Origin of the sequence: Streptomyces sp. SCL15-4, assembly GCF_033366695.1 — a bacterium.
GTDB lineage: Bacteria > Actinomycetota > Actinomycetes > Streptomycetales > Streptomycetaceae > Streptomyces.
In genome coordinates this window covers 5,762,173-5,784,184 of the sequence record NZ_JAOBTQ010000001.1, presented here as the reverse complement: position 1 = coordinate 5,784,184, position 22,012 = coordinate 5,762,173, and the positions used below count along the sequence as shown (strand labels likewise).

Annotated in this window: 15 protein-coding genes; 10 read left to right on the top strand and 5 right to left on the bottom strand. The window is 76.7% G+C overall.

Translation table 11 applies throughout. The features are described from left to right. The first annotated feature begins 40 nt into the window (after nucleotides 1-40). Both SCK26_RS25835 and SCK26_RS25830 read left to right on the top strand, forming a co-directional pair. Nucleotides 41-703: a toxin-antitoxin system, toxin component family protein gene (locus SCK26_RS25835; RefSeq protein ID WP_318203710.1), complete on the top strand. Its 663-nt coding sequence runs from the start codon at nucleotides 41-43 to the stop codon at nucleotides 701-703. Next, nucleotides 700-1,899, top strand: coding sequence for an MAB_1171c family putative transporter (locus SCK26_RS25830; RefSeq protein ID WP_318203709.1), 1,200 nt, complete (start codon nucleotides 700-702; stop codon nucleotides 1,897-1,899). Before SCK26_RS25835 ends, SCK26_RS25830 begins: the two co-directional genes overlap by 4 nt. A 119-nt stretch (nucleotides 1,900-2,018) precedes the next feature. Here the strand turns inward: SCK26_RS25830 and SCK26_RS25825 are convergent, their stop codons facing one another. Together SCK26_RS25825 and SCK26_RS25820 are read right to left on the bottom strand one after the other, a co-directional pair. Further along, complete coding sequence (locus SCK26_RS25825; protein ID WP_318203708.1) at nucleotides 2,019-2,864, bottom strand: SMP-30/gluconolactonase/LRE family protein; 846 nt, start codon at nucleotides 2,862-2,864, stop codon at nucleotides 2,019-2,021. Continuing rightward, nucleotides 2,861-3,634, bottom strand: coding sequence for an IclR family transcriptional regulator (locus tag SCK26_RS25820; protein WP_318203707.1), 774 nt, complete (start codon nucleotides 3,632-3,634; stop codon nucleotides 2,861-2,863). The genes SCK26_RS25825 and SCK26_RS25820 overlap by 4 nt, the downstream gene beginning before the upstream one ends. Before the next feature lie 144 nt (nucleotides 3,635-3,778). Between SCK26_RS25820 and SCK26_RS25815 the strand changes: the two genes are divergently transcribed. Then, a complete protein-coding gene (locus SCK26_RS25815) occupies nucleotides 3,779-4,345 on the top strand; it encodes a hypothetical protein (RefSeq protein ID WP_412080783.1) in 567 nt (188 codons plus the stop codon). A 147-nt stretch (nucleotides 4,346-4,492) separates the two neighbouring features. On the opposite strand, the gene SCK26_RS25810 is transcribed toward SCK26_RS25815, so the two are convergent. Together SCK26_RS25810 and SCK26_RS25805 are read right to left on the bottom strand one after the other, a co-directional pair. Further along, on the bottom strand, nucleotides 4,493-5,323 hold the full coding sequence (locus SCK26_RS25810) for an oxidoreductase (protein WP_318203705.1): 831 nt from the start codon (nucleotides 5,321-5,323) through the stop codon (nucleotides 4,493-4,495). Nucleotides 5,324-5,426: 103 nt separating this feature from the next. After that, complete coding sequence (locus tag SCK26_RS25805; protein ID WP_318203704.1) at nucleotides 5,427-6,299, bottom strand: hypothetical protein; 873 nt, start codon at nucleotides 6,297-6,299, stop codon at nucleotides 5,427-5,429. 144 nt (nucleotides 6,300-6,443) lie between these two features. Here SCK26_RS25805 and SCK26_RS25800 point away from each other — a divergent pair, with 144 nt between their 5' ends. Continuing rightward, a complete protein-coding gene (locus SCK26_RS25800) occupies nucleotides 6,444-7,913 on the top strand; it encodes an acyl-CoA synthetase (protein ID WP_318203703.1) in 1,470 nt (489 codons plus the stop codon). Further along, nucleotides 7,906-9,285, top strand: coding sequence for a carboxyl transferase domain-containing protein (locus SCK26_RS25795; protein WP_318203702.1), 1,380 nt, complete (start codon nucleotides 7,906-7,908; stop codon nucleotides 9,283-9,285). The genes SCK26_RS25800 and SCK26_RS25795 overlap by 8 nt, the downstream gene beginning before the upstream one ends. Here the strand turns inward: SCK26_RS25795 and SCK26_RS25790 are convergent. Continuing rightward, a complete protein-coding gene (locus SCK26_RS25790) occupies nucleotides 9,260-12,880 on the bottom strand; it encodes a S8 family serine peptidase (RefSeq protein ID WP_318203701.1) in 3,621 nt (1,206 codons plus the stop codon). The two genes, SCK26_RS25795 and SCK26_RS25790, sit on opposite strands and share 26 nt — an antisense overlap. Nucleotides 12,881-13,106: 226 nt before the next feature. On the opposite strand from SCK26_RS25790, the gene SCK26_RS25785 reads away from it, so the two are divergent. The 5 genes from SCK26_RS25785 to SCK26_RS25765 all read left to right on the top strand — a co-directional run bounded on the left by SCK26_RS25785 (nucleotide 13,107) and on the right by SCK26_RS25765 (nucleotide 21,963). Continuing rightward, on the top strand, nucleotides 13,107-13,487 hold the full coding sequence (locus SCK26_RS25785) for a CU044_2847 family protein (protein ID WP_318203700.1): 381 nt from the start codon (nucleotides 13,107-13,109) through the stop codon (nucleotides 13,485-13,487). Then, the gene (locus tag SCK26_RS25780) at nucleotides 13,487-15,277 is read left to right on the top strand and encodes a trypsin-like peptidase domain-containing protein (RefSeq protein ID WP_318203699.1); all 1,791 of its coding nucleotides are present in this window, start codon (nucleotides 13,487-13,489) and stop codon (nucleotides 15,275-15,277) included. The genes SCK26_RS25785 and SCK26_RS25780 overlap by 1 nt, the downstream gene beginning before the upstream one ends. 41 nt (nucleotides 15,278-15,318) lie before the next feature. Continuing rightward, complete coding sequence (locus SCK26_RS25775) at nucleotides 15,319-16,350, top strand: MoxR family ATPase (RefSeq protein WP_318203698.1); 1,032 nt, start codon at nucleotides 15,319-15,321, stop codon at nucleotides 16,348-16,350. After that, on the top strand, nucleotides 16,340-20,767 hold the full coding sequence (locus tag SCK26_RS25770) for an SAV_2336 N-terminal domain-related protein (RefSeq protein ID WP_318203697.1): 4,428 nt from the start codon (nucleotides 16,340-16,342) through the stop codon (nucleotides 20,765-20,767). The genes SCK26_RS25775 and SCK26_RS25770 overlap by 11 nt, the downstream gene beginning before the upstream one ends. Nucleotides 20,768-20,925: 158 nt before the next feature. Then, nucleotides 20,926-21,963, top strand: a complete 1,038-nt coding sequence (locus SCK26_RS25765; RefSeq protein WP_318203696.1) for a rod shape-determining protein — start codon at nucleotides 20,926-20,928, stop codon at nucleotides 21,961-21,963. Nucleotides 21,964-22,012 lie beyond the last annotated feature (49 nt).

Below are 22,012 nucleotides of genomic sequence, written 5' to 3'. Positions count from 1 at the left end.
GCCATGACCGGGCGGAACACGGCACGGAGGGGGGAACCGGATGGGCATCGCGGACGCGCGTCGGCGGGTCGCGGGGCTCGCCTCACGGCTGCGCCGCCCCCGCTCCGGCCCGGCCATGCGCACCCTGGCCGCCGACCTCGCCGCCGCCGTCCGCGCCCGTCCCGAACAGCCGGACGATGTACGGCAGTTGTGCCGCGCGCTGTGCGAGGAGATGAGCGCGCTGCGCCGCGGACGGCCGGTGGAGCTGCGGTTCGAACGGTTCCCGGACGAGATCGAAGTGACCGGGCTGTGGGTGGAGTTCGCCGACTTCGACCTGGTCATCGTGGAGGAGCGGGCGCAGGACGTGCAGCAACTGGTCATCCTCGGACACGAGCTGTGGCATCTGCACGCCGGCCACCGGCACCACCACCTGGCCGGCGCCGCCGCGGCCCGCGCCCTCGCCGACGCGCCCGGCTGGCGGGAGGCGGCCCTCACGGTGGCCGCCCGCAACGGCTCCCGGGAGACCGACGAGGCCGAGGCGGACGACTTCGGGCACCGCCTGGCCACCCTGTTCCGCGACCAGCTGTCCGGAACCCGGCCCGCCCCGCCGGACCCCGTCCAGCGCTCCCTCGGCTACCGCGGACGCGAACGGACGGGCGGCCCCGAGGGGCGCGCCGCGCCGGCGGCCGACCGGCCGGCCGGGAAGGGGGGAGCCGCGCGGTGACACCGCCGGGCTTCCTCTGCGCGTTCTCCGTCTCCTTCTGGCTCCCCGCGGCCGTGCTCGTCACCGCCCTGGCGATCAAGCTGCCGACCATCATCCGGCTGTGGCGGGACCCGCTGCTGCGCGCGGTCGGCACGCTGCTGCTGCTCGCCTGCGCGGTGTTCGTCTTCAGCGCCCCGTCCACCGTGGCCCTGGTCAACCGGCTGACCGGCGTGCCCAACATCTCGGCGCCCTGGTGCTACTCGCTGATCACCGCGCTGTGCGCGAACGGTCTGCTGCTGCTCACCACCTGGCGCAACGGGCCCTGCGGCCGTCCGGCCGCCCGCCGGACGCGGTACTGGGTGCTCTCGGTGTACTCAAGCGTGATCGTCGCCCTGTGGGTGCTGTTCCCGCTCGCCGACGCGCCCGCGGAGCGGCTGCGCGACCTGGACACCTACTACGCCACCACGCCGTTCATCCGCGAGGGCATCCTGCTCTACCTGGTCGCGCACGCGGTGGCCTGCCTGGTCAGCTCCCGGCTGATCCGGGCCTGGGTGCGCGTGCCGGGCCTGGACGCCTGGCTGCGGCGGGGCCTCAGACTGCTGGGCGCGGGGTACGCGCTGGACCTGGTGTACAGCGTGGCCAAGCTGACCGCCGTCGGCGCGCGCTGGGCCGGGCGCGACGCGGACTGGCTGAGCACCGACCTGGCGCCGGCCGCGGCCGGCGTCGCCGCGATCCTCGTCGCCGCCGGGTTCGTCCTGCCGCACGCCGGCCAGTATCTGCGCGACCGGTGGCGGGTCCGGCTCGCGCACAGTGAACTGCGGCCGCTCTACCGGCTGTTGCGTTCGGTGAGCGGCGCGGGCCTGCCGTTCGTGCTGCGCGCCACGCCGGAACTGCGCCTCACCCGGCGCGAGACGTTCATCCGGGACGTGCTGCTGCCGCTGGCGCGGCGCATCGACACCGGTCTGGGCGGACGCGCCTACGACGCGGCGCTCGGGCTCGGCCATCCGCCCGAGCGGGCCCGGGCACTGGCCGCGGCGGTGTGCGTGCTGGACGCCGTCGAGACGGGGACGCGCGCGCGGCCCGGGCCGGGCGGCGGGGCGGACGCGGCGGACCTGCTGCGGGAGATCGGCGCCGTGTCGCGTGCGCTGCGCAGGTCTGCCGACATCGAGGCGGTGCGGGCCCGGGTGGCGGGGGCGCGGGTGGAGACTCGGGTGTGAGGAGGGGCGTGCGCCGGGGGGTGTGCGGGCTGGGGGCGTGCATGTGGTGGAGGCGGGTGTCGGTGCGGCCCCGCGGTCCTTGCGGGGCGCGCCGCACCTCGCGGAGGTGGAAGGTGACCTCAGCCCTCGAACGCCGGCTGCGGCACGCCCTTGCCCGCGTTCGGGACGACCAGGAGCGAGCCCGACAGCGGGTGAGGGGCCTCGAGGCCCGTGCGGGCCGTGGTGATGTAGAGGTCGGTCAGCGCGGGGCCGCCGAACGCGCAGGCCGTCGTGCGGGGGGTGGGCAGCGCGATGACGCGGTCCAGGGTGCCGTCGGGCGTGTAGCGGCGGACCGCTCCGCCGTCCCACAGGGCCACCCACACGCAGCCGTCGGCGTCGACCGTGAGGCCGTCCGGGTAGCCCGCGCCCTCCTCGATCTGGGCCAGCGGGCGGCGGTTGCGGACGCCGTCGGAGTCGTGGTCGAAGACGTCCACGCGGCGCGTGGGAGTGTCGACGTAGTACATGAGGCGGCCGTCGGGACTCCAGCCGGTGCCGTTGCTGACCGTGACGTCGTCCAGCACCGTGCGCGCGGTGCCGTCCCCGGTCAGCCGGGACAGCGTGCCGCCGCCGGCCGCCTCGTCGTAGCGCATCGTGCCCGCCCACAGGGAGCCGTCCGGGGCCACGGCGGCGTCGTTGCCGCGGCGGCCCGGGACCGGTTCGTGGTGCAGCCAGCGGAACGTGTCGTCGGGGTCCAGCAGTCCGATGCCGTCGCGCAGGTTCAGCACCAGGCCGCCGCCCGCGCGGGGCTTGGCGGCGCCGACGTGCTGGGGCGTCGTACGGACCGTACGGCGGCCGGTGACCGGGTCGTACGTGTGCAGCCGCATGCCCAGGATGTCCAGCCACAGGAGCCGGCCGGTCAACGGGTCCCAGGTCGGGCCCTCACCGAGCGTCGCCTCCGCCGCCACCGCCACCTCGTACGCCGTCATGCCGCGCTCCTGTGTCCCAGCCGCTCCGACAGTTCCGCCGCGCCCTTGGCGGCCAGCTGCTCCAGCTCGGCCCGGCGCTCGTCGCTCCAGCGAATCATAGGGACGGAAATGGACAACGCGGCGACGACCTGGCCGGTGCGGTCGCGGACCGGCGCGGCGACACAGGAGACGTCGGGGTTGGACTCACGGCTCTCCACCGCGATCCCGCGCTGCCGGATCTCCGCCAGGGCCTCGCGCAGTGCGGCCGGGTCGGTGATGCTGTTCGGGGTCATCCCGGCCAGCTCGGCGTCGTCGGGGATCCGGGCGGTCAGCTCCGGGCCGGGCAGCGAGGCCAGCAGCATCTTGCCGACCGAGGTGCAGTGGGCGGGCAGCCGGCGGCCGGCGGCGGAGACCATGCGGACGGCGTGCGTGGAGTCGACCTTGGCGATGTAGATGACGTCGGTGCCCTCCAGGATCGCCACGTGCACCGTCTCGTCACAGGTCTCGGCGACCGAGCGGGCCACCTGCTGGCCCTCGGCGGCGAGGTCGAGCTGCTCGGCGTAGCGGCTGCCGAGCTGGTACGGGCGTACGCCGAGCCGGTACCGTCCGGGCTGGCCGGGCACCTGCACGATGTACGAGCGGGCGGCGAGCGTGGTGACCAGCTCGTGCACGGTGGTGCGCGGCAGCTGGAGCCTGCGCACGATGTCGGGGGCGGAGAGCGTCCCGTCCCCGTCGAGGAACAGCTCAAGAATGTCGAGAGCCCGGGTCACGGCAGGCACGAGGCGTCCCACGTCCGGCCCCCTCCCTTGGGTGTTAGGCGCCCGTCGGTGATATCCGCGTCGAGATGTTCGAGATATCAACAGGCGATCGGCATGACGAACACAGGCTAGTCAGGGAAAGTTGCGCGGGCAATGGGCGGGAGGGAGCCGGGCACCATGGACGGCATGGGACCCGACTTCCAGCTGGTGCTGCTGCGCCGCATGGCCGACCACAACCCGGACCTCGTCGACGAGGCGCGGCGCCGGCTCGGCGCGTCGGCGGCGGACATGCGGGAGGCCAACAAGCGGTGGCAGGCGATGGTCCGTTCGCCGCGCGGCCGGGGCGCCGCCGCCCGGTACCGGGCCGTCCTCGGCGCCCCGGAGTCCGTGGCGCCGCGCCGGGTCGGCGACCTGGACTGCGAGGCCCGGCGGTGGGCCCTGCCGCTCTGGCCCGACCTGCGGTTCGAGGTGCTGGTCGGGCCGGACGGCGGGGTGTGGCACGAGTGGCTGGTGCGGGCGCCGGACGCGCCGGGCCCGCGCCTCGCCACCCTGGAGGACCTGACGCCCTGGTCGTGCACGGTGGACGAGGCCGCCCGCGCCTTCGCCCCCGTCCGGCCGCTCCAGGGCACGGCCCCCACCCGCTCGGGCCTGGCCCTGACCGCCCCGGACCGGGAGGGCCGGCGGCACGAGTTGGTCGCCGAGTTCACCTGGGGCCTGCTCCAGCGCACGGCACTCGCCACCTGAACACTCACCGACCCGAGCCACTCCGGCGGACGACCGCCACCACTTGAGCCCCGGCCCCGCGAGCCGCTCCGGCGGACGGCCGCCGTCGCGCGGAAGGGGTCGGCGGCCGTCGCCCCGCCGCGCGGCGCACGGCGGGGCGCGGACTTCCTAGGCGCCGAAGGCGGTCGCCCGGGTCTGCTTCTCCCACTCGGTGACCTCCGCGCGGACCCGGTCGAGGTGGTCCAGGACCGCGCTCACCCCGTCGTCGCCCAGCGGCAGGTGCAGCGGGGTCCGCTCGGCCTCCAGCGCGGCCAGGATGACGGCCGCCGCCTTGGCCGGATCGCCCGGCTGGGTGCCGTCGCCGCCGGAGATGAACCCGCGGGTCTCGCTCACCTTGGCGTACACCCCGCTGTCGGCGCTGGCCCCGGCCCGCCCGGTGCCGAACAAGGAGGTCCGGAACGCACCCGGCTCCACGATCAGCACCTTGATGCCGAACTCCGCCACCTCGTCGGCGAGCGCCTCGGAGATGCCCTCCAGGGCGAACTTGGTGCCGCTGTAGGCCCCGAAGCCCGCGAAGGACATCTGCCCGCCCATGCTGCTCATCTGCACGATCGCGCCCGAGCGCCGCTCGCGCATGTGCGGCAGCACCGCCCGCACCAGCGCGGTCGGGCCGAACACGTGCACGTCGAACAGCTCCCGCAGTTCCCGGTCCGTGGTCTCCTCGACCGCGCCGACGTGCGTGCGGCCCGCGTTGTTGACCAGCACGTCGATCCGGCCGTGCCGGGCCACGACGTCCGCCACGGCCGCCTCGATCTGCGCGCCGTCCGTCACGTCGAGGTGCAGCGCCTCCACCGTGCCCGGGTGGGCGGCCACCAGGTCGTCCAGCGCCTCCGTGCGGCGGGCCGCGCCGACCACCACGTCCCCGGCGGCGACGGCGGCCTCGGTGATCGCCCGGCCGAATCCGCTGCTCGCGCCGGTCACCAGCCATACCTTGGACACGTCAACTCCCCCATCGTGTATTGATCTTGACGGCATCAGCCTGCGGTACGGGGCCCTGCGGCGTCCAGTGGCGACGGCGAACCGTCCGGCAGCCGGACCGGGTTCAGGCGTCCCCGGCCGCCGCGAGGATCGCCTCCGCCACCCGCGGCAGCGAGTCCGGGTGCAGCCACAGGAACAGGTTCGGTTCGACCAGTTCCAGTTCCATCAGGCGCGGCTCGCCGTCCTCGCCGTCGACCAGGTCCACGCGCGCGTACAGCAGCTCCGGCGTGCCGGGTACGGCGGCCAGCGCGCGCTCGGCCACGGCGAGTTCGGCCTCGGTGGGCCGCCAGCGCTCCAGGCCGGGGTGGGCGACCTTGTCGGCGTCGTAGGGGGTGCCGGGGGCCAGCACGGCGCCCTTGCGGCTGGCGTGCAGCAGCCGTCCGCCGAAGAACTGCAGGGCCCGTTCCCCGCGCGCGTCGATGCCCGGCATGTACGGCTGCACCATCGCGGTGAGGCCCTCGGCGTGCATCCGGGCGAGCTGCCGCAGCGCGGTGTCGTGCTCGGCGGGGGTGTAGCGGGCGGCGAACCGGGCGCCCGCGCCCGAGGCCGGCTTGACGACGAACTCGTGGCCGGGCAGGCCGGCGGACTCGCCGGGCGCTATGTAGCGGGTGGGGACGGTGGGCACCCCGGCCGCCGCCAGCTCGCCGAGGTAGCGCTTGTCGGTGTTCCAGCGCACGACGGGGGCCGGGTTGGCCAGCCGGGTCAGCGTGCCGGTGCGCTCCACCCAGGCGGCGAATTCGGCGGCCCGCCAGCTGTAGTCCCAGGTCGAGCGGATCACCACGAGGTCGTACCCGGCCCAGTCGGCCGCCGGGTCGTCCCAGTGCCGGGCCTCCGCGTCGGCTCCCGCGTCCCGCAACGCCCGTACCAGCACCGGCAGATCGGTGTCCTCGCTGCGTCCGGGTCCGGGGTCGTAGGTGGCGAGGGCGATACGGGGCACGGCTGACTCCCTGTCGTGCGCGGGTTCGATGAGGGGTGCGGTGGCGAGGCTAACAAGGCCCGCCACGCACCGTTCCGCTGGTGTAGGAAGGGTGTGCTGCCGTCCCCGGCGGCCGGCAGCCGTCGACAGTAAGGAGTGCGCCGCGTGTCCTCTCTCTTCCCCGCCCTGGCGGACGGTTCCGGCGAGCCCAGCGAGACGGCGGTCCCCCCGAAGGTCGCCCTGCGGTTCGGGCCCCGGACCCTGACGTACCGCTCCCTCGCGGGCGCCGCGGGCGCCCTCGCCGCCCGGATCGAGGGGGCGGGCCGGGTCGCGGTGTGGGCCACGCCGGAGCTGGAGACCGCCGTCGCGGTGACCGGCGCGCTGCTCGCCGGAGTGGCCGCGGTGCCGCTCAACCCGAAGTCGGGCGAGAAGGAACTCGCGCACATCCTCGCCGACAGCGCGCCGTCCCTGGTCCTCGCCGCCCCCGGTGCCGAACTGCCGCCCGTGGCCGCCGCCCTGCCCAGGATCGACGTGGACGCCTTCGCCACCGGCCCCCTTCCCGAGGAGCGGGCGGCGGACGGCGACCCGGCGCTGATCGTGTACACCTCCGGCACCACCGGCCCGCCCAAGGGCGCGGTCCTGCCCCGCCGGGCCCTGGCGACCACCCTGGACGCGCTCGCCGACGCCTGGCGGTGGACCGGGGACGACGTGCTGGTGCACGGGCTGCCGCTGTTCCATGTGCACGGGCTGGTGCTGGGCGTCCTCGGCCCGCTGCGGCGCGGCGGGAGCGTGCGGCACCTGGGCCGGTTCTCGCCCGAGGGCGTGGCCCGCGAGCTGAACGACGGCGCGACCATGCTGTTCGGGGTGCCGACGATGTACCACCGCCTCGCCGAGGCCCTGCCCGGCGACGCGGAGCTGGCCGGGGCGCTGGCCCGGGCCCGGCTGCTGGTCTCGGGCTCGGCCGCGCTGCCGGTCCACGACCACGAGCGGATCGCGGCGGCCACCGGCCGGCGGGTGATCGAGCGGTACGGGATGACCGAGACGCTGATGAACACCAGTGTGCGGGCCGACGGCGAGGCCCGGGCCGGCACGGTCGGGGTGCCGCTGCCGGGGGTGGAGCTGCGGCTGGTGGAGGAGGACGGCACGGAGATCACCGCCTGGGACGGGGAGAGCGTCGGCGAGATCCAGGTGCGCGGCCCGAACCTGTTCACCGGGTACCTGAACCGGCCCGACGCCACCGTCGCCGCGTTCACCGCCGACGGCTTCTTCCGCACCGGGGACATGGCCGTACGGGAGCCCGACGGCTATGTCCGCATCGTCGGACGCAAGGCCACCGACCTGATCAAGAGCGGCGGTTACAAGATCGGGGCCGGGGAGATCGAGAACGCGCTGCTGGAGCATCCGGGGGTGCGGGAGGCGGCGGTCACCGGGGAGCCGGACGCGGACCTGGGCGAGCGGATCGTGGCCTGGATCGTCCCGGCCGACCCCGGATCCCCGCCCGGCGCCGAGGAGCTGGCGGACCACGTGGCCCGGCGGCTGGCCCCGCACAAGCGCCCCCGGGTCGTCCGCTACCGGGACGCGCTGCCCCGCAACGACATGGGGAAGATCATGAAGCGGGCCCTCGCCGATGCCTGAGCGGCGCTCGGCGCGGGAAGTCCTGGCGCTGCTGGCCGACCCGGGCAGCTTCCGTGAACTTTCCGCGCCGGACGCGGAGTCGGCACCGGACGGCCCGCTGGGCTGGCAGGGCTACGACGCCTCGCGCGCCCGCGCCGCCGAGCGCACCGGCGAGGTGGAGTCGGTCGTCTGCGGCACCGCGCGCGTCGCGGGCACCGAGGCCGTGCTGATCGCCTTCGAGTTCGGCTTCCTCGGCGGCTCGCTGGGCGAACGCACCGGGGACCGGCTGGTGGCGGCGTACACCCGGGCCCGCGCGCAGCGCCTGCCGGTGGTGCCGCTGATCGCGACGGGCGGCAGCCGGATGCAGGAGGGCATGCTCGCGCTCACCCAGCTCCAGCGGGTGGCCCGCGAGTCCGCGCTCACCTGGCGGGCGGGACTGCCGCAGATCGCGGTTCTCAGGGACCCGACGACCGGCGGCGGCTGGGCCACGCTCGGCGCGGGCGCGGACGTGGTGCTGGCCCTGCCCGGCGCCCAGGTGGGCTTCGCCGGCTCCCGGGTCCGTCCGCCGGACGCCGACCCGGCCGCGTACACCGCCGAGGCGCAGGTGGCGGCGGGCGCGGCGGACGCGGTGGTGGAGCCGGAGCGGCTGCGGGAGGTGCTCGGCACCTGGCTGCGGCTGCTGACGGCACCGGCCGCCGAGGCACCCGTGCCGCCGGCCCTGGGCGGGGCCGGGCTGCCCGCCACCGGCTGGGAGGCCGTCGTACGCGCCCGGGACCCCGGGCGGCCGCGGGCGCACGCCTATCTGGACGCCCTCTTCGACCGCCGGGTGCTGATCGGCGGCGACCGGTGCGGCGGCACGGATCCCGGCGGGATGCTGTGCGGGTTCGGCGAGCGGGACGGCCGCGGCGTGGCGTTCGCGGCGCAGACGGGGACGGCGACCCGGCCCGCCGGGTACCGCACCGCCGCCCGGCTGATCCGGCTCGCGGACCGGCTCGGCATCCCGGTGCTGACGCTGGTGGACACCCCGGGCGCCGCCAACGGCGCGGAGGCGGAGCGGCAGGGTGCGGGGGCCGCGATCGCCGAGGTGTTCGGGGCGGTGGCCGACGCTCGGGTGCCCCTGACGACCCTGGTGATCGGCGAGGGCGGCTCGGGCGGCGCGCTGGCGCTGGCCGCGCCGGGCAACACCTGGGCCACGCCGGACAGTTACTTTTCGGTGATCGCTCCCGAACTCGCGGCGATGATCCTCAAGCGTCCGCCCGAGGAGGCGGAGCCGACGGCCGGGCAGTTGCGCATCCGGCCGCAGGACCTGGTGGAGCTGGGGGTGGTCCGGGGCATCGTGGGACCCGCGGACCGCCCCCGCTCCCGCGCTATCCGACGGCCGCCGCCCGGATGATCTCCTGGGTGACCGAGCCGCCCCGGTCGTCGTGGGCAAAGGCCCGCAGGGAGAGGTGGGCGGTGCCGCGCGGCACGGTGAGCGTGCCGTGCCAGGAGGCGCCCCGGCCGGCGGTCAGCGGGACCGTCCGCCAGGTGGTGCCGTCGTCGTAGGACACCTCCAGCCGGCCGCCGCCGAGGGTCCCGGTGCCGGCCGCGCCCGCCACGTACCCGGCGGCGATCCCGACCGGCACGCGCCGGCCCGCGGGCACCCGGCCGGACAGGCCGGTGTCGAGGTCGAAGGCGAGGTTGACCAGTGGCAGGTACGTCCAGCGGTCCTCCTCGACGGCCGCCGACCGGACGGTCCACTCGGCGTGGCCGCGGGTGGCGGGCCGCCACCGGGCGGCGTCCAGGGCGGTGTCGGTGACGACCTTGTAGGTGTGCTCGTCGGCGGGCGCGCCGAAGACGTAGGCGGTGGAGCCGGTGTTCCGGTCCACGAGGGTGCCGTCCAGGTAGACGGCCGTGGTCTGGCCGAGGCCGCTGCCGTCGCTCCACACGTCGCCGAAGCCGGTGTGGTCGGGCCCGGAGTCGCCCCAGCCGGGGGTGTTGAACCGGAGCCGGTCGCCGGCGCGCTGCTGTCCCCAGCCGAGCCCGGTGCCCAGCCACGGGTGCCACACCGGGCGGAACCAGTCCAGCTCCGGCCGGGTGCCGCCGGTGTACTCGACCAGCCCGCCGCGCTCCTCCAGCGCGCCGTCGCGGACGGTGACGGACTCGTGCCACAGCTGGCCGGGGCCGGTGGAGACGTAGTCGGTGCGCTCGGCGGGCAGCAAGACGCGTTCCTGGAAGCCGATGCCGAGGGAGAAGGTGCCGGTCAGGGAGTAGCGGAACTCGCCGCCGGTTGACGGCTCGGCCGCGTGGAACCGCGCCTGTACGGCGGCCAGCCGACGCTTGCCGGGCGCGTAGGCGAGGTCCCGGTCGGGGATCGCGCCCGGGTGGCCCTCGGACAGGTCGTAGACGTACGGCGAGTCGGCCGTGCCGGTCATGTCGACCCGGCCCGCCGCGCGCAGCCGGGCGGCGTCGGCGCGGTTCACGGTGGCGACCGTCAGCGGCCGGTCGGCGTTGTCGTCCGTGCCCCACCAGGCCATCAGCCGGCCGGGTGCCTCGTCCGTGACGAACAGGGCCTTGGCGCCGGCGTCCTGGGCGGCCCGGGCGAGCGCGGCCGGGTCGGCGCCGGCGGCGAGGCGGGCGAGGACCGCCTTGCCGGACACCCCGGTCAGCGGCCCGTCGCCGACGTCGGCCAGCGGCAGCCGGGTGCGGCCCTCGACGAGGGTGCCGCCCGGCTGGACGGTCGCCTCGCCGACGCCCTTCACCTCCAGCCGGGGCTTGGCCAGCCGCCACACGGTGCGGTACTCGAAGGTGCCCCGGGTGACCTTGGCGGTGGGCGCGGCGAAGACGCTGTCGTAGGCGAGGGGGACCTGGACCGCGCCGAACAGGTCGGCGCCGTCGGCCTGGCGGTCGTACTCCATCAGCAGCTGGCGGGGCTCGGTGCGCCGGTCGACGGCGGCCTTCACCTCGCGCAGCCTCCGGCCGTCGAGGGTGACGTCCTGGTCGTGGTCGAGGCGGATCTCGGGGGCCGTGAGGAAGCCGAGGCCGAGCGAGTCGGCGCCGTGGGCGCCGCGCACGTCGAGGAAGGTGGCGAGGGTGTAGGTGCCCGGCTTCAGGCGCAGTCGCAGGGTGCCGGAGTCACCGACGTGCGCGGGCCGGGCGTCCTCGCCCGCGGCGAGCCGCTGCACGGTGAGGTCGGCGGGCACCGGGGCGCCGTCGCGGTCCTTCACGTGGACGGTGAGCGTGTACCGCTCCTCCTCCTTGACCAGCCCGAACACGGTGTGCGCGAGGGGCGTGCCGTCCTCGGCGCAGGCCACGACCCGGCCGGTGGTCTCGCCGGCGGGCGCCTGGGCGGCGTCCGCGGTGACGGTGGTGGTGGCGGTGGAGTGCGCGGGCACGGTGAGGGTGTCACCGGCGAGGGTGACCACGCCGTCCGGAGCGCCCTGGACGGACAGCTTCAGCCGGATGCCGGTGCCGGAGGTGTTGCGGTAGGCGAGGGTCCGGGTGACGGGCCGGTCGGTGTCGTAGGGCCAGCGGTGGAAGCCGAGGTCGGCGCTGCCGGTGGCGGTGAGGTCGGCGCGCACCGCGTCGGGGACGCTCACCCGGCCCGCGCCCACGACGTAGGCGGAGGTGTCGAGCCGCCGGGAGGTGGACAGCAGCGCGTCCTTCAGTTCGGCGCCGCTCCAGTCGGGATGCCTCTGCGCGAGCAGCGCGGCCACGCCGGCGATCTGCGGGGTCGCCATGGAGGTGCCGCTCATGGAGGTGTAGTCGCCGGTGCCGGGGGCGAGCCGGGAGCGGGCGGCGAGGATGTCGACGCCGGGCGCGGAGAGGTCCGGTTTGAGTGCGTTGTCGCCGGAGCGGGGTCCGGCGGAGGTGAAGTAGGCCGGCTGGTCGGCGGAGTCGACCGCGCCGACGGTGAGGGCGCCGTCGGCGGCGCCGGGCGAGCCGATCGAGGAGGGCGCGCCGGTGTTGCCGGCGGCGACCACGAACAGCGCCCCGGTCTGCCTGGAGAGGGTGTTCACCGCCTGGGCCATCGGGTCGGTGCCGTCGCTCGGTTCCGTCGAGCCGAGGCTCATGGAGACGATCCGGGCGCGCACGTCCCGGGCGGCCCACTCCATTCCGGCGATGATCTGGGACTCGCTGCCCGAGCCCTGGTCGCCGAGCACCTTGCCGACGGCGAGCGTGGCGCCGGGCGCGACCCCTTTCTCGGTGCCGTCGGAGGCGGCGCCGCTGCCGCCGACGGTGGAGGCCACGTGGGTGCCGTGCCCGTTGCGGTCGGCGACCTCCTCCCCCTCGACGAAGCTGCGGCTGGTGCCGACCCGGCCGGCCAGGTCGGGATGGCCGAGGTCGGCGCCGGTGTCCAGGACGGCGACGGTGACGCCCTCGCCGGTCAGTCCCGCGTCCCAGGCCGCCGCCGTGCCGATCTGGGCGTTGCTGAGCGCCAGGTCGGCCGTCACCCGCCCGTCCAGCCACACCTTGTCGACGCCGTCGCCGCGGGTGAACGACCGCCAGAAGGTACGGCCCCGGTCCGCGGCGACGGCGGCCCCGCGCAGGCTGGGCAGCGCTCGCGTCCGCTTCGTCCCGGCCGGGGTGGCGGTCCGGACGCCCTTGCCGTAGGCCACGATCAGCGGCAGCGCGTCCGCCTCGGTGTCGGTGAGCCCCTGCCGGATCAGCCCACCGATGTCGAACAGCCGCCGGTCCAGGGTGCCGGCCCGCAGATACGGCAGCGCCTCGTCCGGTACGACGCTCAGGTGCCCGTCGCTCCGCTGGATGCGGACGGCCCCGGTGGCGCCCTGGGGCCGCCGGACGGTGACGGTCCGCCTGCCGTGTCCGAGGTCGGTGACGGTCACCCGGTCGCCGGTGACCAGGGTGACGGTCGCTGGGGTGGCGGCGGCCGGTGCGGGCGCGGCGGCGGGGGCCGCCCGCGCGACCGCCGGGCCGGCCGGCAGCAGGGTGCTCACCAGCGCCGCCGCCAGCAGCGCCGTCCCGCGTCTGACTGGTCCTGTGCTCATCCACGCCTCATCTCGTGTGGGCCGCGCCTGTCGGGTGCTGGGACGAGTGTGGTGGGGGCGGCCGCGCACGGGAGTCGGCCGCCGCTGACGGAAAGGCGCCCTGGCGGGTTCTCGCCAGGGCGTCCGCCGCCGCGCCGCGTCCGCTCGGCGGGGTGACGGGCCAAGCACCGTACGTACCATGGGGGTTGCACGGATCACGCACGACACGAGGGGGAGCGGGCGCGTCATGGACGACGGACTGGTGGAGTTCAGAACCGAGGACGGCGCGCTCGTCGTGGTGGACGGCGTGAACACGAGGTCGGGGGCCCGCCTCGTCTCGCGCGGCGACGGCCCGGCACAGGCCGCGCGCACCTTCGAGGGCGCCCTGGACGGCGTACGGGCGGCGGCGGCAGCGGCGCTGCGGGTCTTCCGGGACGGCAGCCTGCGCCCCGACGCGGTGGAGATCGAGTTCGGCGTACGGCTGTCCGCGGAGGCCGGCGCGGTCATCGCGAAGGGATCGACGGAGGGCCACCTGGTGGTGAAGCTCAGCTGGTCCCCGGAACGGACCGGACCGGCGCCCGTGGTGCCGGGACAGAGCGCGTCGGGGCCGGAGCCCGGGGCCCGTTGATGGGCGGCGCCGCCTGGCACGCCCGGATCGCCTGCGGCGACGCGGTGGGGGCCGGCTTCCTGGTGACCGGCCGCCGGGTGCTCACCTGCGCCCACGTCGTCCGGGCCGTCGACCGGGCCGCGGTGACCGTGAGCTTTCCGCACGCCAGGGAGCTGGGCGAGGTGCCCGCCACGGTCGTCGCCCACGGCGGCTGGGCGGGCGGGGTCACCGACCCCGGCGACGTGGCCGTGCTCGAACTCGCGGTGGACCACGACATTCCGCTCGCCCCGGCCCGTTTCGCCCCGCCCGGCGCCGCGTACACCGAGCCGTACCCGAAACTGGTCGCCTACGGCTTCCCCGAGGGCTACGACGAGGGCACGCTCGCCGAATACCGGGCCGTCTCACCGCAGTTGATCGCGGGCGAGTGGCTGGAGCTGGTGGCCTGGCACGGGCACGGCCAGCCGATCGCGGACGGGTTCAGCGGTGCGGCGGCGACGCTCCCGGACGGCAGGGTGGCCGGCATGGTCACCGCGGCCCTGGGCTCGTCGCCGGAGGTGCGCAAGGGCCGGATGCTGCCGCTGGACGTGCTGACCCGGTACTGGCCCGACCTGGGCGAGCTGGTGCCCGGCCCGGACCCCGGCGACGACGGCCGTCCGCGCCTGTACGACCTGCTGCGCCGCGCCGAGGCCGGCCCCGGCGCGGCGGGCGATCCGAACCGGCTGTACCTGGACGCGGTGGGCCCCTTCGGACCGCCCCTGCCTCCGGGCGGTTTCGCGACCCTGCGGGCGGCGGCGGACTATGTGCGCTGGGAGGTCCCGGACCCGGAGGCGGTGCGCCGGTTCACCGACCGGCTCGGCGAACTGCTCGGCGGAGAGCGGGTGCCACCGCCGCCGGCGGCGCCGGACGGCCCGGCCGGGCCCGCCTGGTCGCCGGTGGTCGTGGAGATCGACCACAGCGGCGCCGGACCCGACCAGGTGACCGTGGAGGTGTCCGCGTACCGCGACGGCCGGCGCCGGCCGGTGGGCGCCCGCCGGCTGCCCCGCACCGCGGTGCGGGCCTACGTCCAGAGCCGCATCGACGAGGCCGTCGCCCACCTCGCCCCGGACGCCGACGAGCTGGTGACGTTCGTGCTGCCGCGCGAGTGGCTCAACGAGGCGGTGGCGCACTGGGAGTGCGGCGCGGACGACAGCACGCCCCTGGGCTGCGCCTACCCCTTGGTGGTCACCGACCGCGCCCGTCACCACAGCGGGCGGCTGCGCCACCAGTTGCGCAAGAAGTGGCAGAAGCTGGACACCGGGGGCGGGGTCGAGGTGCACCGCGTGGAGTGCGGCACCCGGGAGCGCCCGCCGAGCCTGCGCAAACGGCTGTGGGACGGCGACGCCCGGCTGGCGGGCTTCGCCGCCCCGCCCACGGTGGCCCGCCCGCACTTCGAGGTCGGTCTCACCGTGCCCGTGCCGGTCCTGCTGTGGCCCCGCGGCGGCGCTCCGTGCGCGGTGCACGGGGACGCGCACCGCGCCGGGACCGCGCGGCAGGAGGCTTCCGGCGCCGAGGGCCCGGCCCCGGACGCGTCCGGTTCCGGCCGCGAGGGCCCGGACGCGTCCTGTCCCGGCACCGCGTTCCTGGACCGGCTCACCGCCTCCGTCGCCGACGTGCCGCCCGCCGAACTGCCACGCCATGTAATGGAGTTGCGGCTGACCGCGGAGGCCGCCGACGATCCCGAGGGGCACTGGGCGAGACACCTGCAGCTGCTCTGGGACGACCCGCGCTGCTTCCCCGAGACCGGCGCGAGCCTGCACTCGCCCGTCGCCTGACCGACCGCACGCCCGACCGCCCCCACGGAGAAGAAGAGCCCATGCCCCTGTGGCCCGTCTACACCGGTACGAACGAGCCGCACGACGGCATCACCGAGCTGCCCGCGCCGCCGCCCTGGCGGGCCTTCGACGGCGGGCCGGTGCTGCCGGCCCCGGACGCCGCCGGCACCGCCGCCGTCTCCCCCGACCGTGCCCACCGCGCCGAGACCTACCAGGCCACCGAGGAGACGGTCGAGCTGGTCAACGCGGCCCTCTACCTGCGCCGCCCGCTGCTGGTCACCGGCCCGCCCGGCACCGGCAAGTCCTCGCTGGCGTACGCGGTGGCCCGGGAGCTGCGGCTCGGCCCGGTGCTGCGCTGGAACATCACCAGCCGCAGCACGCTGCACGACGGCCTCTACCAGTACGACCCGCTCTCCCGGCTGTACGCGGCCCGGCAGGAGGCGGCCACGGAGCGGCGGGCGGAAGCCGCGGCCGACGGGTCGGGCATCGAGGACCATCTGCGGCTCGGCCCGCTGGGCACCGCGCTGCTGCCGTACGCCCGGCCCCGCGCGCTGCTCATCGACGAGATCGACAAGAGCGACCTCGACCTGCCCAACGACCTGCTGAACGTGCTGGAGGAGGGCCAGTACGAGATCCCCGAGCTGGTGCGCGCCTCCCGGCTGACCCCGGACGGCGTGGCCGAGGTGCTGGCCGACGGCGCCGAGGAGCGGGTGCCGGTGGTCCGCGGCCGGGTGCGCTGCCGGGCCTTCCCGTTCGTCGTCCTCACCAGCAACGGCGAGCGCGAGTTCCCGCCCGCCTTCCTGCGCCGCTGTGTCACGCTGCACCTCAGGCAGCCGGACGACCGGCACCTCGCCGGGATCGTCCGCGCCCACCTCGGCGAGCCCGACACCTACGCGCGGACCCTGATCGACCGTTTCCTGACCCGGTCGGGCGCCGGCGAGCTGGCCACCGACCAGCTGCTGAACGCGATCTACCTGGCCCGCTCCGCCGGCCTGGACGCCGATTCCCTGGACCGGCTGGCCGAGCGGCTGATGCCGTATCTGGGGCAGAGCGCGCAGTCCGATGTCTTCTGAGCCGGCCGGCGCCCCGGACCTCGTGGTCCGCCTGGCCGACGTGCTCGCCCGGGCGGCCGACGGCGCGCGCCCGACCCCGCTGGAACTGGCCGAGGTGCTGTGGCTGGCCCGGCACATGCGGCCGCAGACCGGCACCACCGGACAGGAGGCCGGAGCCCGCACCCCACCGGCCCCGGCCGCGCCGCCGCCCGCGCGACCGCCGTCCCCGCACCAGCCGCCGGCGCCCCCGCCCGGGCCGCCGCCGCAGCCCGACCGGCCTCCCGCGCCGCCCGCCCGGGTGCCCCTGCACCTGCCCGCCCGGCGGCCCGCCCCGGCGGCGGCCCGGCCCCACGCCACGCTCCTCGCACCGGCGCCCCCGATGCTGCGCCACCGGCTCGCCCTGCACCGCGCGCTGCGTCCGCTGGCCCGCCGGACGGAGGCGCCCGTGGGCCGGGAGCTGGACGAGCGGGCCACCGCCGACCGCATCGCCCGGCTGGGCGCCGACCCGGCGTGGTGGCTGCCGGTGCTGCGGCCCGCCCGGGAGCGCTGGCTGCGGCTGAACCTGGTGTACGACGCCGGGCCGACCATGCCGGTCTGGCGCCCGCTGGTGCGCGAACTGCACACGGTGCTCGGCGAGTCGGGCGTGTTCCGCACGATCGGCCTGTACCGCGCGGACGCCGACGGCCGAGTACGCGGCCCCGGCCCGCCCGCTCCCGCCGACGGCCGTACCGTCACGCTCCTGATCAGCGACTGCACGGGCCCGCAGTGGCGTCAGGGCCCCGCCGGCGAGCGCTGGTTCGCCACCCTGCACCGCTGGGCGCGCCGGATGCCGCTGGCCGTCGTACAGCCGCTGCCGGAGCACCTGTGGCGGGACACGGCCCTGCCCGCCGGCCCCGGCACCCTGTCGGCCCCGCATCCCGTGGCGCCCTCGGCGGCGCTCGCGTTCACGCCGTACGAGCGGCGCGCCGAGCCGGGGCCGGACGAGGAGGTCCGCTCGCGCGGGGCCGTGCCGCTGCCCGTGCTGGAGCCGGAGCCGCGGTGGCTGGCGCACTGGGCCGGGCTGCTGGCCACGCCGGGCGGCGCCGAGTTCCCCGCCGCGGTCGCCGAGCTGGGCCGTCCGCTGCCGGCGGACGCCGAGGACCGTACCGATGTCGGGCGGCTCGGCGCCGAGGAGCTGGTGCTGCGGTTCCGGGCGACCGCCTCGCCCGAGGCGGTCCGGCTGGCCGGCCATCTCGCGGTGGGGCGCCCGGATCTGCCGGTCATGCGCCTGGTACAGGCCGCGGTCGAACCGGACCCGCGGCCCCGGCACCTGGCCGAGGTCGTCCTCAGCGGCATGCTCACCACCGTGCCCGGCGCCCCGCCCGGCGCCTACGCGTTCCGGGACGGCGTCCGCGAGCTGCTGCTGCTCGGCCTGCCCCGCACCGAGCGCCACCGCACCACCGAACTCCTCGGCCGGATCGGCGGGCTGATCGACCGCAGGGCGGGCCGGGCGCCGGGCGAGTTCGAGGCGTCGGTGCCGTCCGCGCGGGGCGCGGGGACGGCCGTGGAGGACGATCCGTTCGCCACGGTCCTTCGGGACAGCGTGCGCCGGCTGTCGGCGGACGGCGCCGAGGAGCTGTTCGCGGGCCGGTACCGGCTGGTCGGGCCGGCCGGGGACACGCGCCTGCTGGCGGAGGACACGCGGGAGGGCGGCGCCCTCGTCGTGGTGCGCCGGTATCCGCCCGGGCCGTCCCCCGCCGCGTTCGCGGACCTCTGCCGGCGGCTCCGCGAGCCGGTCCATCCCGGGATCGCGCGCGTCCTCGATCACGGCCACGCCGACGGGACGCCCTATCTGGTCCGGGAGTTCGTCATCGGCCCCACGCTGCGCCGGCGCCTGGACGACGCTCCGGACGGTCTGCCCGCCGAGGAGGTCGTCGCCCTGCTGCCGAAGCTGACCGAGGCGGTCCTCGCCCTGCACGCGCAGGAGGGGCCGCGCGGGGTGCCGGACGCCCGGGCCGTCGTCCTCGGCCCGGACGGGCCGGTCCTGACCTGCCTGGACTCCGCACCGCTGGTCGCCGGGGACCGCGAGGGGTCGCTCCGGGCGCTCGGCGGCATCGCGCGCAGCCTGTACGGCGGCCCGGACGCGCTCGGCGCGGAGCTGGACGCCGCCGCCGGCGGCCTGCTCTCCGGCACCGCGGAGGGCCGGCGCGACGGTGTCGAGCGGCTCCTGCGCCTGGCCGAACGCCACGGCCCGCTCCGTTTCTCCCTCCTCGGCCCGCTCCGGGTCACCCGCGACGGCCGCCCCCTCGACCTCGAGGACCCGCACGACCGGGCCGTGCTGTGCATGCTGGTGCTGCGCGAGGGCGCGCCCGCGACCGAGGAGGAACTGGCCGCCGGGCTCACGGACGATCCCGCGGCCGGCCGTCCTCTCCTGCGGCGCGGTCTCGACCGCCTCGGCCGGCTGCTCGGCCCGGCCCTCCTCACCACCGCGGACGGCCACGCGCTGCGCCCCGGCGGCGGCCTCGCCGCCGACGGCGCCGACGTCTTCCGCGCCCGCCGGCTGGCCGCCGAGGCCGAGCGGGCCCGGGCCGCCGGGGACCCGGACGGCGGCCGGCCGGCGGCCCGGCAGGCACTGGCGCTGTGGCGGGGCGAGCCGTTGCCGGGGATTCCGGGCCCGGCCGCCGAGGCCGCCCGGGCCGACCTGGAGGCGCTGCGCCGTACGCTCACGGTCCTGGCCGGGGAGAGCGCCGGAGAGAACGCCGGGGAGAGCACCGGGGAGAGCGCCGGGGACCGCCCCGAGATCCACTTCGCGGCCGACGAGCTGACCGGGCGCCCGGAGGCCCGCGTCACCCTGGAGGCCGCGGTGCACGAGATCCTCGCGCGCGGCTTCGTCAGCCCCCGCCGGTACGAGGTGACCGTCCGCCCGGACGGTTATCTGGTGCGGACCGGTCCCGGCGCCTATCTGCTGCCCGTCCTCGCCGCCGCCCTGCGCGAACTGCCCCACACCCTCGGCCGCCTGAGCGATCCGCCGAGGCTCACGGTGACGTTCGGACGGCCGTCCGCCGCCCCGCCGAAGACGGCCGCGGACGTCACGGTCGTCGTACCGCCCGCGCTGTACGACGAGTTCGCCGCCAGCTCCGCCGCCCAGCGCGCCCAGCCCTTTTGGCCGCTGTTCGCCGACAGCGCCCCGGACAGCCCGCCGGCCGCCTGGTACCGCCTGCTCGGCCCGCAGTCCGCCGCGCCGGAGGAACGCGACCTGGTCCACGGCCCGTTCATCGCGCCCGACCTGCGCGAGCTGGGCGTCCCCACCCCGGGCCGGACGGCCGTCGTGCACCTCCGCGCCGACGGCCCGCTGACACTGCTCGACCCGATCCAGCCCTACGGCACGCGTCCGTCCCGTCCGGAGACGTACTACTCGGTCGACCTCACCCCGCACGAGACGCGCCGGATCGTGTCCCTGCCCAGTTCCGGCAAGGGCGCGTTCCAGGCCGCCGTGATGCTGTCCTGGCGGGTGGCCGACCCGGTCGCCTTCGTCCGCGCCGAGGCCACCGACGTCCCCGGGCGGCTGCTGCGCCACCTGTGCGCGGCGGCGGCCCCGCTCACCCGCAGACATCCGCTGCGCCGGGCGGGCGCGGCCCAGCGGGCGGTGAACGCGGGGGTGGCCGACTGGCCGGTGCCGGGGCTCGCGGTGTCGTACACCGTGCAACTGGTCCCCGAGTGGGCGCCGGTCCCGGCGGCGGAGCCGCCCGTGCCGTCCCGGCGGCGGCTGTCGGCCCTGCTCGACGACGCCGAGACGGTGCTGGTCGGCTTCGAGGGGCCGCTCGCGCGGCTGTTCACGGCGCACTCGGCGCGGGAGGCGGTGCTCGACCTGCTGTCGGTGGTGGCCGACCACCGCGATCCGCAGGACGCGCTGTCGGGCCGGTCGCTGCCCGTCGCGAGCGCCGCCGGCCGCGAGGCGTTCGCCCATCCGCTGGACCTGCTGCGCGCCTTCGCGCACGACCGGCTCGGGCCCCTGCTGCGGGCCCGCCTCGACGACCTGGAACGGGCCGCCGTACCCGACGCGCCCATGACGCACCGCTCCCTCGCGCTGGTCCGCGCCCTGTACCGCTCCGGGCGCCGGGTCAGCGTGGTGACGGACGTGTCGACCGCGGCCGTCCACCACTGTCTGCTGCCCCACCGGCTGCCGCTGGCGGGCGTCCACGGCCGCCGCGACGACCTCGGCCTGCTGACCCCGCACCCCGACTGCCTGCTGCGCGCCCTGGACGCCCGCGGCACGCCCGCCCGCGGCGGGGTGCTGATCAGCTCCTCGGTCGCCGAGCTGACCGCCGCCCAGCAGCTCGGCGTCCGCTTCATCGGCTACGCGCCCACCGCGGCCGGACGGCGGCGGCTGCGCGAGGAGGGCAGCGAGGTCACCCTCTCCTCCCTGGAACCGCTGCTGGAGGCCGCGCGCGCCCTGTGACCCGGCGACACACCGGTGCGGCCGGGAATTACGCCCGTTCGGCGGCGCCCCGCCCGGCCGCGCCCAGCGGGCGCCCGCTCCCGGCGGCGCGTCAGGATGCCAGTGGGCCCGGCGGTCGGCCGGGCACGCCAAGGCCTGTGCACTCGGGAGGATCCGCCGTGACCGTCAGCCTGGAGCAGTTGCGCCGCTGCCACTTCGCCGTCGACCTGGGCGCGGCGCGTACCCGGGTGTACGTGAAGGGCGCCGGGCTGGTCGTGGACCAGCCCTCGGCCGCCGCCGTGAACACCCGCAGCGGCGCGCTCATCGCCGTGGGCGAGTTCGCGGAGCGGATGACGGGCCGCACTCCCGACTACATCAAGGTCGTACGGCCCGTCTCCGGCGGCACGGTGGTGGACATCGAGATGGCCCAGCGCATGCTGCGGCACCTGCTGGGCGACAAGATGCGCCGCATGCTGCGCCGCAAGCCCCGGCTGCGGGCGGCGGCCTGCGCCCCGCACGACGCCGACCCGCTGGCCCAGCGGGCGACCGTCGAGACGCTGGTCGGGCTGGGGGCGCGCCGGGTGGAGCTGGTGGACACGCTGATCGCCGCCGCGGTGGGGTGCGGGCTGCCGGTGGAGCGGCCGGAGGCCACCATGGTCATGGTGTGCGGGGCGGCGGCGACCCAGGTCGCGGTGCTCTCGCTGGGCTCCATCGTCGCCGCCGAGCGGATTCCGGTGGGCGGCGAGGCCGTGGACCACGCGATCGTGCAGCATCTGCGGCACCAGCACGAGCTGATGCTGCCCACCCAGTCGGTACGGCCGCTGCACCTGGCCCTGTCCGGCAACGGCCTCACCGCCGACGGCCCGGCGTCGGCCGAGATCCACGGCCGGGACGTGGCCACGGGACTGGCCCGCAGCGTGCGGGTGGACACCGCGGCCGTGCGCCACGCGATCCAGACCCCGCTGACGGCCGTCCTGGACGGCATCGGCAAGGTGCTGCGCGACTGCCCGCCCGACCTGGTGGCCGACCTCGCCGACCGCGGGATCGTGATGGTCGGCGGCTCGGCCCTGCTGCCCGGCTTCGACCAGATGCTGCGGCAGGCCACGCGGATGCCGGTGCACATCGCCGAACGCCCGGACGTGTGCGTGGCCCAGGGCCTGGGCGCGATGCTGGAGGGGCGGATCGAGCCGCTCCAGCTGAACCCGCTGGCCGCCTGACGGGCGGCACGCCGCGGCCGTCGTCCGGCCCCGGGCGCGACCGGGGCCG